Source organism: Xenorhabdus sp. NBAII XenSa04 (genome assembly GCF_963866145.1).
In the GTDB taxonomy this organism is placed as follows: Bacteria; Pseudomonadota; Gammaproteobacteria; order Enterobacterales; family Enterobacteriaceae; genus Xenorhabdus; species Xenorhabdus indica.
Map to the genome: position 1 here is coordinate 196,754 of NZ_CAWMEB010000090.1, position 16,104 is coordinate 212,857.

Annotated in this window: 14 protein-coding genes; 7 read left to right on the plus strand and 7 right to left on the minus strand. The window is 42.2% G+C overall.

What is annotated here, in order from left to right:
* Positions 1-12 precede the first annotated feature (12 nt).
* The 5 genes from dnaE (at position 13) to AAC147_RS05465 (ending at position 7,902) form a co-directional block, all read left to right on the plus strand.
* Entirely contained in the window at positions 13-3,495 is a 3,483-nt protein-coding gene (gene dnaE / locus AAC147_RS05445) for a DNA polymerase III subunit alpha (RefSeq protein WP_047679456.1), read from the plus strand.
* A 12-nt stretch (positions 3,496-3,507) separates the two neighbouring features.
* Entirely contained in the window at positions 3,508-4,467 is a 960-nt protein-coding gene (gene accA / locus AAC147_RS05450; RefSeq protein ID WP_047679458.1) for an acetyl-CoA carboxylase carboxyl transferase subunit alpha, read from the plus strand.
* A 218-nt stretch (positions 4,468-4,685) separates the two neighbouring features.
* Positions 4,686-5,603 carry a DMT family transporter gene (locus tag AAC147_RS05455; protein ID WP_047679460.1) on the plus strand — a complete coding sequence of 306 codons (918 nt, stop codon included), beginning with the start codon at positions 4,686-4,688 and terminating at the stop codon, positions 5,601-5,603.
* A 31-nt stretch (positions 5,604-5,634) separates the two neighbouring features.
* Positions 5,635-7,020 (plus strand): tRNA lysidine(34) synthetase TilS, encoded by a 1,386-nt coding sequence (tilS, locus tag AAC147_RS05460; RefSeq protein ID WP_047679462.1) that lies wholly within the window; start codon positions 5,635-5,637, stop codon positions 7,018-7,020.
* A gap of 420 nt (positions 7,021-7,440) precedes the next feature.
* Positions 7,441-7,902: a VapA/VapB family virulence-associated protein gene (locus AAC147_RS05465; RefSeq protein WP_187649381.1), complete on the plus strand. Its 462-nt coding sequence runs from the start codon at positions 7,441-7,443 to the stop codon at positions 7,900-7,902.
* A 173-nt stretch (positions 7,903-8,075) separates the two neighbouring features.
* Here the strand turns inward: AAC147_RS05465 and rof are convergent, their stop codons facing one another.
* Positions 8,076-8,342: a Rho-binding antiterminator gene (gene rof, locus AAC147_RS05470; protein ID WP_047679466.1), complete on the minus strand. Its 267-nt coding sequence runs from the start codon at positions 8,340-8,342 to the stop codon at positions 8,076-8,078.
* A gap of 324 nt (positions 8,343-8,666) precedes the next feature.
* On the opposite strand from rof, the gene nlpE reads away from it, so the two are divergent.
* On the plus strand, positions 8,667-9,347 hold the full coding sequence (gene nlpE, locus AAC147_RS05475; RefSeq protein ID WP_047679522.1) for an envelope stress response activation lipoprotein NlpE: 681 nt from the start codon (positions 8,667-8,669) through the stop codon (positions 9,345-9,347).
* A 100-nt stretch (positions 9,348-9,447) separates the two neighbouring features.
* Here nlpE and proS read toward each other — a convergent pair whose 3' ends face one another.
* From proS to metN, 6 genes are all read right to left on the minus strand, one after another.
* Positions 9,448-11,169 carry a proline--tRNA ligase gene (gene proS, locus AAC147_RS05480; RefSeq protein ID WP_047679468.1) on the minus strand — a complete coding sequence of 574 codons (1,722 nt, stop codon included), beginning with the start codon at positions 11,167-11,169 and terminating at the stop codon, positions 9,448-9,450.
* A gap of 119 nt (positions 11,170-11,288) precedes the next feature.
* Entirely contained in the window at positions 11,289-11,996 is a 708-nt protein-coding gene (gene tsaA / locus AAC147_RS05485) for a tRNA (N6-threonylcarbamoyladenosine(37)-N6)-methyltransferase TrmO (protein ID WP_047679470.1), read from the minus strand.
* Positions 11,997-12,046: 50 nt separating this feature from the next.
* The gene (rcsF, locus tag AAC147_RS05490) at positions 12,047-12,439 is read right to left on the minus strand and encodes an Rcs stress response system protein RcsF (protein WP_047679472.1); all 393 of its coding nucleotides are present in this window, start codon (positions 12,437-12,439) and stop codon (positions 12,047-12,049) included.
* A 154-nt stretch (positions 12,440-12,593) separates the two neighbouring features.
* Positions 12,594-13,409 (minus strand): MetQ/NlpA family lipoprotein, encoded by an 816-nt coding sequence (locus tag AAC147_RS05495; RefSeq protein WP_047679474.1) that lies wholly within the window; start codon positions 13,407-13,409, stop codon positions 12,594-12,596.
* Positions 13,410-13,589: 180 nt separating this feature from the next.
* Positions 13,590-14,243: a methionine ABC transporter permease MetI gene (locus AAC147_RS05500; RefSeq protein ID WP_047679476.1), complete on the minus strand. Its 654-nt coding sequence runs from the start codon at positions 14,241-14,243 to the stop codon at positions 13,590-13,592.
* Positions 14,236-15,267 carry a methionine ABC transporter ATP-binding protein MetN gene (metN, locus tag AAC147_RS05505; protein ID WP_047679478.1) on the minus strand — a complete coding sequence of 344 codons (1,032 nt, stop codon included), beginning with the start codon at positions 15,265-15,267 and terminating at the stop codon, positions 14,236-14,238. Before metN ends, AAC147_RS05500 begins: the two co-directional genes overlap by 8 nt.
* Before the next feature lie 184 nt (positions 15,268-15,451).
* Between metN and gmhB the strand changes: the two genes are divergently transcribed.
* A complete protein-coding gene (gene gmhB / locus AAC147_RS05510; RefSeq protein ID WP_047679480.1) occupies positions 15,452-16,018 on the plus strand; it encodes a D-glycero-beta-D-manno-heptose 1,7-bisphosphate 7-phosphatase in 567 nt (188 codons plus the stop codon).
* Positions 16,019-16,104: the final 86 nt, after the last annotated feature.

Genomic DNA, 16,104 nt, shown 5'->3' on the forward strand with positions numbered 1-16,104 from the left:
TCTGAGCAGATTATGACCGAACCACGTTTTGTGCACTTGCGTGTTCATAGCGATTATTCAATGATTGATGGCTTAGCCAAAACAGGACCACTGATAAAAAAAGTGGCTGAACTGGGTATGCCTGCACTTGCAATCACGGATTTTACTAATCTGTGTGGTCTGGTGAAATTCTATGGCAGTGCTCATAGTGCAGGTATTAAACCCATTATTGGGGCTGATTTCTACATGGAAAGTGATCAATTGGGTGATGAATATGCCCATCTGACCATTCTGGCCCGTAATAATGAAGGTTATCAGAATCTGACCTTACTGATTTCCGAAGCCTATCAGAAAGGCTATGGCGCAATTGGCCCAACCATCAAACAAGAGTGGCTGGTAAAATATAAAGCGGGACTAATATTGTTGTCTGGCGGACGTATGGGCGATGTCGGCAAGTTTTTGCTGCGTGGCAATCATGTGTTAGTTGAACAATGCCTTGATTTTTATCAGGAACACTTTCCAGATTGCTACTATCTGGAACTCATCCGCACCGGACGTCAGGATGAAGAGACTTATCTGCATGCCGCTGTTGAATTAGCGGCAGAAAAAAATCTGCCGATTGTAGCAACTAATGATGTCTGTTTTCTGGAAAGTGAAGATTTTGAAGCTCATGAAATTCGAGTTGCCATTCATGACGGCTATACACTCTCTGATCCCAAGCGCCCGAAAAATTACAGTCCCCAGCAATATCTGCGCAGTGAGCAGGAGATGTGTGAGCTTTTTTCTGACATCCCTGAAGCATTAGCAAATAGCGTAGAAATTGCGAAACGCTGTAATGTTACGATCCGTCTTGGTGAATATTTCTTGCCAAAGTTCCCGACAGGGGGGATGAGCACGGAAGACTATCTGATTGAAAAATCAAAACAGGGTTTAGAGCAGCGTTTAGCATTCCTTTATCCTGATCCGGCAATCAGGGCAGAAAAGCGCATAGAATATGATGAGCGCCTGGATATTGAGTTGAAAGTGATCAACCAGATGGGCTTTCCAGGCTATTTCCTGATCGTAATGGAATTTATCCAGTGGTCGAAAGATAACGGTGTACCAGTAGGCCCTGGGCGTGGTTCTGGTGCGGGTTCTCTTGTCGCTTATGCTCTGAAAATTACTGATCTCGATCCACTTGAATTTGACTTACTGTTCGAACGTTTCCTTAACCCAGAGCGTATTTCCATGCCTGACTTTGACGTCGATTTCTGTATGGAAAAACGCGATCAGGTTATTGAACACGTTGCTGATATGTACGGACGGGATGCTGTGTCACAGATCATCACTTTTGGTACGATGGCGGCAAAAGCAGTAATTCGTGACGTTGGGCGAGTACTTGGGCATCCCTATGGTTTTGTTGATCGAATATCAAAGCTGGTTCCTCCTGATCCGGGAATGACACTGGAAAAGGCATTTGTGGCAGAGCCTCAGTTACCTGAAATTTACGAAGCGGATGAAGAAGTCAAAGCGCTGATTGACATGGCGCGTAAATTGGAAGGGGTAACTCGTAACGCAGGTAAACATGCGGGCGGGGTAGTTATTGCACCGACTAAAATCACTGATTTTGCTCCTATTTACTGTGATCCAGAAGGTCAGAACCCGGTTACCCAGTTTGATAAAAATGACGTGGAATATGCCGGATTGGTGAAGTTTGATTTCCTCGGACTGAGAACATTAACCATCATCAACTGGGCACTTGAGATGGTAAATGCACGTCGCGCCAAGAAAAATCTGGAACCGATTGATATTGCGGCAATTCCATTGGATGACCAGAAAAGTTTTGACATGCTGCAACGTTCTGAAACAACGGCTGTGTTTCAGCTTGAATCCCGTGGCATGAAAGATTTGATCAAGCGTTTGCGCCCCGACTGTTTTGAAGACATGATCGCTCTGGTAGCGCTGTTCCGTCCTGGGCCACTGCAATCAGGCATGGTGGATAACTTTATTGACCGTAAACATGGGCGGGAAGAAATTTCTTATCCGGATGTCGAATGGCAACATGAGTCCTTAAAGCCTGTATTGGAACCAACCTATGGCATCATCTTGTATCAGGAACAGGTGATGCAGATTGCTCAAGTATTGGCAGGTTATACCCTCGGTGGTGCAGATATGCTACGCCGTGCGATGGGGAAGAAAAAACCGGAGGAAATGGCTAAACAGCGTTCAGTATTTGAAGATGGCGCGGTAAAACAGGGAATAAATGGCGAACTTGCAATGAGAATCTTCGATTTAGTGGAGAAATTCGCAGGTTATGGCTTTAACAAATCTCACTCTGCTGCCTATGCGTTGGTTTCTTATCAGACATTATGGCTAAAAGCCCATTATCCGGCAGAATTCATGGCTGCTGTAATGACAGCTGATATGGATAATACCGAGAAAGTCGTTGGCCTGGTGGATGAATGCTGGCGTATGGGTTTGAAAGTTCTGCCTCCTGATATTAATAGCGGTTTATACCATTTTCACGTCAATGATGAAGGCGAAATTGTTTATGGCATTGGCGCGATCAAAGGTGTTGGTGAAGGACCGATTGAAGCCATTATTGAATCTCGTCAGAAAGGTGGACATTTTAAGGAACTGTTTGAACTGTGTGCCCGTGTTGATATCAAAAAACTGAACCGCCGGGTGATGGAAAAACTGATTATGTCAGGGGCATTCGATAGGCTAGGGCCACACCGTGCAGCCTTAATGTCCTCACTGGAAGATGCTCTGAAAGCAGCGGATCAACATGCCAAGGCCGAAGCCACTGGGCAAACGGATATGTTTGGCGTGCTGGCGGAAGAACCTGAACAGGTTGAGAGTTCATATGCCAGTACACCAAAATGGCCGGATCAGGTGGTATTGGATGGTGAGCGAGAGACTCTGGGGTTATATTTGACCGGTCATCCGATCACCGGTTATTTAAAAGAGATTGAACGATATACAAATGGATTACGTCTAAAAGATGTGAATCCAACACCTCGTGGGCAAGTTACAACTGTGGTAGGTTTGGTGCTGGCATCCAAAATTGTAACGACCAAACGGGGTAATCGTATTGGTATCTGCACATTGGATGATCGCTCAGGGCGGCTGGAAGTCATGCTGTTCTCTGATGCCCTGGAAAGATATCAGCACTTGCTGGAGAAGGACAAAATTTTAATCGCAACCGGACAAGTCAGCTTTGATGACTTCAGTGGTGGGCTTAAAATGACAGTCCGGGAATTAATGGATATCAGTGAGGCCCGTGAAAAATTTGCACGTGGGCTTGCTATCTCGTTGTCAGATAGGCAAATTGATGAACAATTATTGAACCGTCTCCGTGGAACATTGGAGCCACACCGTTCAGGTACGATACCGGTTCATCTTTATTACCAGCGGGTGGATGCCCGTGCCCGTTTACGATTCGGGGCAACATGGCGGGTAACTCCAACGGATACCCTTTTGACAGATCTACGAACTCTGCTGGGTAGCGAGCAGGTAGAATTAGAATTTGACTAAAATAGGAACGTTATGATTCTGAATTTTCTGGATTTTGAACAGCCGATTGCCGAGCTGGAAGCGAAAATTGATTCGCTCACCGCAGTTAGCCGTCAAGACGAAAAGCTAGATATCAATCTGGATGAAGAAGTCCAGCGTCTGCGGGAAAAAAGCGTAGAGCTGACCCGCAAAATTTTCTCTGATCTGGGAGCATGGCAGGTTTCCCAGCTTTCACGTCATCCCCTTCGTCCCTATACACTGGATTATATTCAGCACATTTTTACTGATTTTGAAGAATTGTCTGGTGATCGTGCTTATGCAGATGACAAAGCGATAGTTGGTGGATTGGCGCGTATTAATGGTCGTCCGGTGATGGTGATTGGGCATCAAAAGGGTCGTGAGACAAAAGAAAAGATCCGTCGTAACTTTGGTATGCCTTCTCCAGAAGGGTATCGCAAGGCTCTGCGATTGATGGAAATGGCAGAGCGTTTCAAACTGCCAATCATCACTTTGATTGATACTCCGGGCGCGTATCCGGGTGTGGGAGCAGAAGAGCGTGGGCAGTCAGAAGCTATCGCTCGTAACCTGCGTGAAATGTCCCGTTTGTCTGTGCCTGTTATCTGTACGGTTATTGGTGAAGGTGGCTCCGGTGGTGCATTGGCACTGAGTGTTGGTGATAAAGTAAACATGTTGCAATACAGTACGTTTTCCACCATCTCGCCGGAAGGTTGTGCTTCCATTTTATGGAAAAGTGCTGATAAAGCACCTTTGGCAGCAGAAGCGATGGGAAATACAGCTCCCCGTCTGAAAGAGCTGAAACTGATTGATTCAGTGATCCCGGAGCCATTAGGTGGTGCACATCGTAACTACGAAGTAATAGCAGATACGCTGAAAGCACAATTACTGGCTGATCTTACTGAATTGAGTGAGCTTAGCAGTGAAGAATTAGTGAACCGTCGTTATGAACGTTTAATGCAGTACGGCTATTGTTAATAACCTGATTAAGTATAATTTTACATACCATTTTTGCAGGTAATTCTTTTACAGGTGGAAGTATTGGAGGATGGTAATTCTTCATTATTTCCACTTGTTTTATTGAATATGGTAAAAAAATCAGCAGAAACTATATTGAATGATATTATCATTTTTATCACATGTTGAGATAAATTATCTCATTTACAGGGTATTAAAAATAATAAGTTGGGTTTTCGATGGCCAAATATAAATATATTATTTATGCGTTTTCCTGTGTATTCATTTGGAGTTTCATTCCGTCTATATCGCGTTTTGGTCAGAAAGAGATGGATCATTTCCAATTTTTATTCTGGTCAAATGTACTGTCTGTTTTGGCTGTCTTTCTGGTTGCGGTCATGATGGGGAGAAACTGGAAACAACTCTTATTTATTCCTTTTCCTGTAATGATTAAGGTCTTTATATTAGGGGCTTTGGACTGTTTCTTTTATTTACTGCTCTACTATGGTTATTCCATCGAAAATGGTGTTGCTGTTTTGGTCATTCAATATAGCTGGCCATTGATGATAATCGGACTGTCATTTCTCTTGTTCAAAGAGAAATTGTCTATCAAGCAGATGATAGGTATGACAATTGGTTTTATTGCAGTTGTCATCACTTTTACTCAAGGCAATATCACCCAAATTTCTGTGCAGCATCCACAGGCTCTATTACTGGTGTTTAGCGGAGCGTTCTGTTTTGCGTTACTGTCTGTTTTATCAAAACACTTTGCTATTGATCCTTATATCAGTACGTTTTGGGTTTTCGCTAACTCAACTGTGGTATCTCTCATATTCTTATTCGCGTTTAGCAAATTCCAGTGGCCTGTGGGAGATCCCCTGATGCCAACACTGCTAAATGGCATCATATTGAATGGGATCTCCTATATTATCTGGTTTAAGGCCATGAGTAGCCCTGACTCACCGAAAATTGCCTCGATCCTATTTTTATCACCAATATTGTCGATGATGTGGTTGATTTTGTTTTTTGGTGATGAATTCGTTCCGGCTTATGTGGTCGGATTAGGGCTTGTTATCATATCTGGGGTCCTTTGTATCAGTGCAAAGAATGAAACTTCGACGAAAAATACATTGTCGGATGATTTGATTGAGGATTGATATTCCGAATTAAAAAAGAGCGTTATCCACAATGAATAGTACACATGAGCCTCTGATGATTGCATTGACGGATCAGATAGGGACACATAAAAAAATCTTGGTTGGGTTTAGTGGTGGACTGGATTCTACTGTGTTGCTGCATTTGCTGGTTCGTCTGCGCCAGCAATCTTCACAAGCGGGCGGTGATAAACAGAATTTTATCACATTAAGGGCAATCCACATCCATCATGGCTTAAACGAAAAAGCGGATGAGTGGGTTGCTCATTGTCGCCAGATTTGTGCTGACTGGCAGGTTGATTTCCACGCCGAAAGAGTGAGCCTGGATAGCCGGAAGAAAGGTGTCGAAGCTGCGGCTCGTGATGCCCGCTATCAGGTTTTTCGGCATAAGTTGCAACAGGGTGAGATTCTGGTAACGGCACAGCACCTTGATGATCAGGCTGAAACATTTTTGTTGGCGTTAAAACGGGGAAGTGGACCGGCTGGCTTATCTTCCATGCCATCCTCTATGTCATTTGCTGAGACAACACTCATGCGCCCATTACTGAATGTCAGTCGTGCAGAATTAGAAAACTATGCGCAAGAACAAGGGCTGAAATGGGTTGAAGATGATAGTAATCAGGATGATCGGTATGATCGCAATTTCTTGCGTTTGAATATCATGCCACTGCTCAACCAGCGTTGGCCGTACTTTTCACAAGCGGTTTCCCGTAGTGCCAGTTTGTGCGGCGAGCAAGAACAATTGCTGGATGAATTGCTTGATGATTTATTGAATTCGCTGATAACTCCAGAAGGAGCGATAGTCATTCCCCCTTTGGAAACATATTCTGTAGCTAAACGTAACGCATTACTACGTCGGTGGCTCAATCGGCATGGCGTGAAAATGCCCGCTCGTGAACAGCTTCAACGGATCTGGTCAGAAGTCGCACTTTCCCGACAGGATGCAGAACCTTGTTTCAGGTTAGGGCAGTTTGATATCCGCCGTTATCGACAACAGTTATGGCTAGTTTCTCAATACCAATCACTTGCTGGTATGGTTATAGAATGGAATACAGAACAGGAATTGCCATTACCAGATGGCCTGGGCACACTTTTCCTTTCCGAAAGTGGGGAGGGTAAAGAAGATACGGTTAACATCAGAGCACCTAAGTATAATGAGCGGGTTACAATCCGCTTTGGGGTTCAGGGAAATATCAGTATCGTGGGGCGGCAGCATTCCCGCCATAGTAAAAAGTTATGGCAGGAGCTTGGTGTGGCACCTTGGCTCAGGGAAAGAACGCCATTGCTCTACTATGATGATAAGCTCATTGCAGCATTGGGGGTTTTTGTGACGAAAGAGGGGCAACCTTTAGCTGAAGAGATGTTTTTTTCAGTTCAGTGGCAGAAAATTTTACCTCGTACTATCTTACTTCATATTTAGTTACTCATCGGTAGAAGCCTGAATTGCGGTTTTAGGAGATTACATTAGGAATAATGTAATCTCTTGTTGTTTAATGAATTAATTTTTAGTTATTAACGCGATAAGTGAAAAAATGTAAAATAGAAATAATTTATTATTGAAATTATAAGAACATGTGCTAAATTTTAAAGTGTAGGATAATTTTTGAGAGGTATAACCAATTATAAATTCAAATAAGTTTGATCTTGTGGAATTATTTATTATAAAAATAAATCTTACTATAAATTTAACCTCGTTTGCTCTCAAATGAGTGAATAATAAAGAATATCGGGTAATAAGATGATGTCCCAGTTTTTTTTGGGGGGATATTTTATATATGATTTTGTCATAAAAATAATTCTATTATTTATTTGGTTCTTTATTTTGATTAAGGTTATTGTTATGAGTATTGAAAATAATAAGAGTGAAATTAAGCTTCAAATTTTACAGTCATTTTCTACAGCAATGAAAGATAAACTGGATCAAAATAAGATTGATGAAATATGTCATGCATTTGTTCTGATTAAATCAAGTGATTTTTATGACGCAACTTTTAGTATTTCTAGCCTTATACTTAAAACATACATTACTGTCTATTTAAGTAGCACTGATAGGACATTCAACGGAAAGGGAGATGCGTTAGGTACACCTGGGTGGGGGAAATATTGGGGGACATGTTACGCCAGTGATTATGAAAAGCTTTTGAGATATACAACTAATTATTGGACCAACACATTTGTTGCAACTGCAGGCATATTATTTTTTGATAAGAATAATTCATTATTAGGCTTTTTCATTGGCGATGGAGCATCAACAGTTGTATCTGGAAGTCGCGGAAAAGGTGCCTGGGATGCTATTGAATGATTCGTTTTATAATTAGGTTATGTTGACATTTGCGAGTATCATGAAAAATGTTTTTTTATGTCTGATTTACATGGGAAATTTACTTTTCCAACGATAAAAGTCCTCACTTAGTATGAGGACTTTTTGTTATGTAGTTAGCCTTTGTTGTGTAGTAAACGTGTTCTACGTGCTACTTATAATGAAGAATGTTCAATAACAATTGTTCCAATATCTGGGTTACTGAAACTGATAATGTGATCTAATCTTAATTCACGGGTTTCTTCATTTGATTCTACGAGAATATATTCGACTTTTTTTCTCAAAATCAATTTATTAGCTTTTCCCTCAAATCTTTCACCATCCCGTAGCTGGATATGTAAGTGAAGCTGGTTTTGGCAAGCTAGCTCAAGGCTATCATAATCATCACAGTTAATTGGTTGATATTCAGTATCTATAGACATATTTGCTCACCACCATATTAGTGGCGGTTATCGTGCCGCCCGTGATTGACCAAACTCAAATGCAAAAATGCTACCTTCGACTATAGCATAGTAACTTTTCCTTGATGACTGGATAAGTTTGTTGAGTTACTTTGAAAAAGTCAGTAGGTTAAATCTTTACTCTACCATTACGCAACAAAATTACGCCATTATTACTTGGCTTTTCACTGTGAATTTTGAGATACAGTAAAGTAATGTCAATCTGATCAAGAAAACTTCATATCTTATACAAGACTGATGTTATAAAGATGGTGTATCTGCTAGGTGTATTGAATGGAAATGGCGATGAATAAAAACATATTACTTGCTCTTGTAGCATCAGGAGTGCTTACAGTGGTTGGGTGTCAGAATAATCCTACTCATCAGAATGATTCGACACCTCAGAATCAGTTTCGAATCAATGAGAAGGTGTTTAATGGTGTGATACCTTGCGCCGATTGTGCCGGTATTGAGACTACCTTACAGCTTTCAAATGACGGCACATATATTCTGGGACAAACTTATTTGGAATCCGGACAAGAAAAACCCTTTTTTGAGACAGGACATTGGGTCGCCAATGGTAAAAAGATAAATTTAACCGGTGATGAGGGTGAAAAAGCCTATTACCAGATGACAGGAGAGGATCTGGTTATGCTGGATATTAAAGGCGAACCTATCCAGTCAGAATTAAATTATAAGCTGGCAAAGGTGACTCCGAAGAAACTGTCAGGTGAATATCGCTATTTTGCTGACAGTGCTACTTTTATCGAATGCCACAGCGGAAAATTCTATGATGCATCGGAAAATATCGAGCTGGAACGAGGTTACAGCGCAACGGGCGTGGAAGGTGAAAAGCCTGTTTATGTGGAAGTGGAAGGGTATTATACACTTCGTCCTTCAATGGAAGATGGATTATTTGATAATGCATTAATTCAGACAGGTAAAATCCGTTTTGATAAATCCTCTTCTTGCCAGACTAAAAAGTAAGAAGTGATCTCTTTTGTCACATATAAAAAACCTGCGCATTGAGTACGCAGGTTTTTTATTACTGACTCTGCCTGAAGGCAGGCTGGATACTTAATCAGAATTAAGATGATTTAATGTTACTTTTCAGGTATTCAACCACGTTTTCCAGTTTCAGCATCTGTTTGTCACCATTGCGGCGGTATTTATATTCGATTTCGTCATTATCGAGATTGCGATCACCGATAACCAGAGTATGTGGCACACCAATCAGTTCCATATCTGCAAACATCACACCTGGCCGCTCTTTACGGTCATCGAAAATCACATCAATACCGCTGGCACGTAAGTCAGCATACAGTTTTTCGGCAACCTCTTTGACGCGATAGGATTTGTGCATATTCATTGGCAAAATTGCTACCTGGAATGGTGCAATTGCATCTGGCCAAATAATACCGCGATCATCGTGATTCTGCTCAATGGCAGCCGCGACAATACGGGTCACGCCAATACCGTAACATCCCATTGTAACAACTTGGTTATGACCATCTTCGTTCTGTACGGTTGCTTTCAGGGCATCCGAGTATTTTGTGCCGAGTTGGAAGATATGACCAACTTCAATACCACGTTTGATTTGTAATGTCCCTTGACCATCGGGGCTGATATCACCGTCAACCACATTACGAATATCTGCGATTTCTGGCACAGGCAGGTCACGCTCCCAGTTAATGCCAAAATAGTGTTTATCATCAATGTTGGCACCTGCACCGAAGTCGCTCATAACGGATACACTGCGGTCAATGATAACAGGTATAGGCAGATTCACCGGGCCTAAAGAGCCAGGGCCAGCTTTGACGATAGCACGAATTTCTTCTTCGGTAGCGAACTCTAGTGGGCTGGCCACCAATGGCAGTTTTTCTGCCTTGATCTCATTTAATTCATGATCACCACGAACCAGTAATGCCACCAGTTTGTGTCCGCTTTCTTCTGTGGCATGGACGAGTAGTGTTTTGACCGTCTTCTCAATCGGCAGATTGAATTGTTCTACTAACTCAGCAATGGTTTTTGCATTTGGTGTATCCACCAGACGCATATCTTCTGTTGGCGCTGAACGTTCCTGAGAAGGCATGACCGCTTCGGCCAGTTCGATATTCGCTGCATAGTTAGATTCTGTAGAGAAAACGATATCATCTTCCCCACTGGCTGCCAAAACCTGAAACTCATGGGAAGCATTACCGCCGATAGAACCCGTGTCTGCCTGAACTGCGCGGAAATCCAGCCCGATGCGGGTAAAGATCTTGCTGTAGGCGTCGTACATTTTGTCATAAGTTTCTTGCAGAGACTCTTGACTGGTGTGGAAAGAGTAAGCATCTTTCATGATGAATTCCCGTGAACGCATTACGCCAAAGCGCGGACGAACTTCATCACGGAATTTGGTTTGGATCTGGAACAGATTCAATGGAAGTTGCTTATAGGAAGTTACTTCGTTCCGGATCAGATCAGTAATGACTTCTTCATGGGTTGGCCCCAGAACAAAAGGACGGGCACCGCGATCTTCCAAGCGCAGTAATTCCGGGCCATATTGTACCCAACGGCCACTTTCCTGCCACAAATCTGCTGGCTGAACTACCGGCATGGAAACCTCAACTGCTCCAGCATTATTCATCTCTTCACGAACAATGTTTTCAACTTTTCTCAACACGCGGACACCGGTCGGCATCCAGTTGTAAAGACCAGAAGCGAGTTTACGGATCATTCCGGCACGAAGCATCAGCTTATGACTGACTACTTCTGCATCAGCAGGCGTCTCTTTTAAAGTAGAGAGCAGATATTGGCTAGTACGCATAGTAAGTTTCCATTGGATAGCAAGTTGCTTCTGGATGGCGAAATAAGATAGGGCCACCCAGCCCAGAAAATAAAATAAGCCGCTAGTCTACCAGTGAGTTTACGATGTCAAAAGGAGTTTTAGCGCGGTTCGATAGAAACCACTTCCGTTATGGTGTCGCTAACCAGCCAGCGTACGTTGAAATCCAGTATATGAGCTGCATATACTCGCTTTTCCTGCTCTTTCTTACGGTAGGCAGGACGCGGATCTTGAGCCAAAACTTGGCTGATAAAACGTCGTAAATGGGGATAACTTGCCTGGTGGCATAAAAGTTGATGTTCTGCGGTTGGCGAAAAACAAACATCCATATCTGCATTTGGTGTATCCTGAGCAAATCCTGCTTTGGCTTCAGGACGTGATTCAGCAAAGGGTAGATAGGGTTTGATATCGAGTACGGGAGTTCCATCCACTAAATCCAGGCTACCCAGTTGCAGTAGTACGCGATTGTTTTGACAGTCAATGCCTTTCAACTCAACTAAAGACATACCGATCGGATTGGGGCGAAAGGTTGAACGGGTAGCAAATACGCCCATTTTAGCATTGCCACCTAAGCGGGGGGGACGAACCAATGGGTTCCAGCCGTCGTTCATCGTTTGGTGAAAAATGAAAACAATCCAGAGATAGCTGAATTGTTCCAAACCACGCACAGCATCTGCCTGATTATAAGGGGCGAGCAATTCGAGTTGGCCTGTGCCATCTTCCACCAAACCCGGCTGACGGGGAATGGCAAACTTCTCTTTGTAAGGAGAGTGAATTGTTCCTATTTGAGTAAAATGAAAATCTGCCATAAGCCTTTTTCAGTACCGGATATTTTTATTAATAAATAACGTGATAATGTCTAATTCGTGGTTCTCAGCGCTGAGCCTTCACAGATAGCAATTTGATAGCACCCCTGACCAGACAGGATTGCACATTGATGCAGTAGAACGGCATTGGCATTCAGGCCAGAGGCTTTTGTCAGCATCTTCTGTCGTGCAACAGCAATACTTGCTGGAGGATCTTGTCGTGTATTTCGGCAGGATTCCCCCGCAACGATACCGAGATCTTTAAATGGTGAGCCTAATAGTTCATCTGGTTTTGTGTATAACCGAACATTAGTTGAACTCTGGTTTTTTCTGATTGAATAGTTTTCCGTCTCTGAATCCGGCCTATCAGTTTTATCAAACCGGGTTGGCAGAGAAGTACACCCAACCATAAAAAGCACCAAGAAACAGACAGGTAACATACGCATTGAGATGAATCCTTATTCTGATTGAATCAGTGTGTGGGATGATTGAGTATTGGTGAAACGATGATAACAAGCTCTCCTTTCTCCAATAAATAAAAATGGGCGGATAAAAATATCCGCCCCAGAATTTTAATCTTGATTGCCTAAATATGAAAGATTACCAACCTTTTATTGCGCCACCCTTGAAAACTTTTTGAGCTTCCTGATCGACTTCGGGTGATTGATAGGCTTTCACAAACTTTTGAACATTTTCTGCATCTTTATTGTCTTCACGACTGACGATGATATTGACGTAAGGTGAATTTTTATCTTCAACAAAGATCCCATCTTGCTCTGGCGTTAAACCAATTTGTCCTGCATAGGTATTATTGATAAGCGCTAAAGCAATTTTTTGATCATCCAGTGAACGTGGTAATTGTGGTGCTTCCAGTTGAACAATATCCAACTGCTTAGGATTGCTGGTAATATCCAGAACTGTTGGCAGCAGGCCGACACCCTCTTTCAATTTGATTAGACCTTGTTTTTGCAATAACAGCAGAGCACGCCCCTGGTTGGTTGGATCGTTTGGTATAGCAATCTGAGAACCAGCCTGTAGTTCGTCCAGTGATTTGATCTTCTTAGAGTAAGCAGCCATTGGATAGATAAAAGAATTACCAACAATTGCCAGTTTATAGTTACGCTCTTTTGTTTGCTGGTCTAAGTAAGGCTTGTGCTGGAAAACATTGACGTCAATGTCCCCCTTGCTCAGTGATTCATTCGGTAGAACATAGTCATTGAATGTTGTCAGTTCAACATCAAGGCCATATCTCTCTTTTGCTACTTGTTTCGCAACTTCAGCAACTTGTAATTCAGGCCCTGCAATGACACCCACTTTAATGTGGTTTGGGTCCCTCTGTTCTTGACCACAGCCTGCAAGTGCGAGTGTTCCCAATAATGTCCCGATTACAGCAATGGATTTCAATTTCACTGACATATTTTTACCCCTATCGAATACTGATTTATAACCTGTCTTATCAAGTTATTGCGTACTACTATAATGAGGCTTTTGGATGTAAGCCCGGTAATATACCTTTTAGATTTTAAGTTGCAGTTTTGTTTACTGCCATCTGAAAACTATCGGGTATAAGTGCCGTTAATCGGCACACTTGTTGAGTTATTTACGATTTACGGCCTTAACTAAATGGTCGCCACCTAATTGGATTAAGAATACTAAGACAACTAATAATGCTAATACGATGTTCATCACGGTTGCATTGTAGCCAATATAACCATATTGATAACCAATCTGGCCCAATCCTCCAGCACCAACAGCGCCACCCATAGCAGAGTACCCAACCAATGTAATTAAGGTAATTGTGGCTGCATTGATCAAACCAGGTAATGCTTCTGGTAGCAGAATCTTTTTGACAATCTGGAATGGCGTTGCGCCCATTGCTCGTGCTGCTTCGATTAACCCGGATGGAATTTCTAATAATGCATTTTCTACCATGCGAGCAATAAACGGTGCTGCACCAACAGTTAAAGGAACAATCGCTGCCTGTAACCCGATTGAAGTTCCCACAATCAGCCGAGTAAAAGGGATCATCCACACTAACAAAATAATAAATGGAACTGACCGCGTTATATTTACCAGTGCAGAAAGCGTGCGGTACAAAGTACCATTTTCTATGATCTGCCCAGGACGAGTAACATATAAAAGCACACCGGCAGGTAAGCCAATCACAAAACCAAAAAAACCGGAAACAAAAGTCATCACCAGAGTTTCCCAGACTCCTTTAGCCAATAATAAAATCATTCCTTCAGACATAACCGAGAACCTCTACTTTCACATGATGCTCTTTTAAGAACGTAATTGTTGATTCAATACTGCTATTTTCGCCGTCCAATTCAGCCAGCATAACGCCAAATTTAACACCACCGGCATAATCCATTTGAGAACTCAATATACTGATATCGATATTAAAACGGCGTACCGCCATGGAGATTAGCGGAGCATCAACGGATTTACCTGTAAATTCTAGTTTCAATAATGGGCAGCTATCCGGAGTTGATTCAGACTGTAATCTTTGCTGATAGTCCTCAGGAATGTCCAAATGTAGTGTGGACTTGATAAACTCTTGAGCAACAGGCGTCTTAGGATGAGAAAATATTTCGCTAACCACATCCTGTTCAATCAACTGACCACCGCTAATGACGGCAACTTGGTCGCAAATGCGTTTAACGACATCCATTTCATGGGTAATCAACAAAATAGTTAACCCTAAACGACGATTAATATCTTTCAATAACTCCAGAATAGAGCGCGTTGTTGCTGGATCCAGCGCACTGGTAGCCTCATCACACAAAAGTACTTTTGGTGAGTTTGCCAGAGCACGGGCGATGGCGACACGCTGCTTCTGACCACCAGATAAGTTGGCAGGATAGGCATCACGTTTCTCAGAAAGACCAACTAATTCCAGTAATTCATCAACTTTCGTTTTTATTTCTGCTTTTGGAGTGTTGTTCAATTCTAAAGGTAGTGCCACATTGTTAAATACTGTTCTGGATGACAGCAGATTAAAATGTTGAAAAATCATTCCAATATGACGACGAGCACGAGTCAGTTCACGTTCTGAAAGAGAAGTTAAATCCTGCCCATCAACGAGTACCTGACCGGAAGTAGGGCGTTCAAGCATATTCACACAGCGAATCAAAGTGCTCTTTCCAGCTCCAGAGGAACCAATCACACCATAAATTTGCCCTTGCGGGACATGCAGATTGATATCAGAAAGTGCTTTTATACTGCGCGTTCCTTGTTGAAATACTTTATTTATCTGAGTCAGTCTTATCATTTTTATGTTTTTCTTAGAGATATAAAAGTGAGTAACTTGAAAGCATTTGCAACAAGTCATGAATTAAAGTGGATGTTAAGGCGTCTAGACGTCTAAGTCAACTGGGAATAAATTAAATGCTGCATTCTCATTCACTAACAAATCATGCGATACTGTCTGTTCAGTACATTCTTGGAGCAATCAGGTGACTCAAGGTATTCCCGCCGTATTTTTAGATCGTGACGGCACGATCAACATTGATCATGGGTATGTCCATGAAATAGATAATTTTCAATTTATTGATGGCACGATTGAAGCCATGCTGGAATTGAAAAAAATGGGCTATGCATTGGTATTAGTAACAAATCAATCGGGAATTGCCCGGGAAATGTTCACAGAGGATCAGTTCTTACAATTAACAGAATGGATGGATTGGTCACTTGCGGACCGAGGCATTGATCTTGATGGTATCTACTATTGTCCACATCATCCAGAAGCAAGTGATGAACACTATAAAAAGAACTGTGATTGCCGCAAACCCCAATCAGGTATGTTACTTGATGCACAAAAAGCACTGCATATTAATATGGCGGCTTCTTATATGGTGGGAGACAAAATAGAAGATATGCAAGCAGCAAATGCCGCTAATGTCGGAATTAAGGTGCTCGTACGTACAGGGAAACCTGTAACACAAGAAGCAGAACAGGCTGCCGATTTGGTCATTAATAGCCTTGCAGAATTACCAAATGTGATAAAAAATAGGCAAAAATAACTCTTTTGATTAAATTTTATTCGGTTGGAAAGGAAATTATAAAAAACGCTTGCGTAAATTCGAATGCTCCCTATAATGCGCATCCG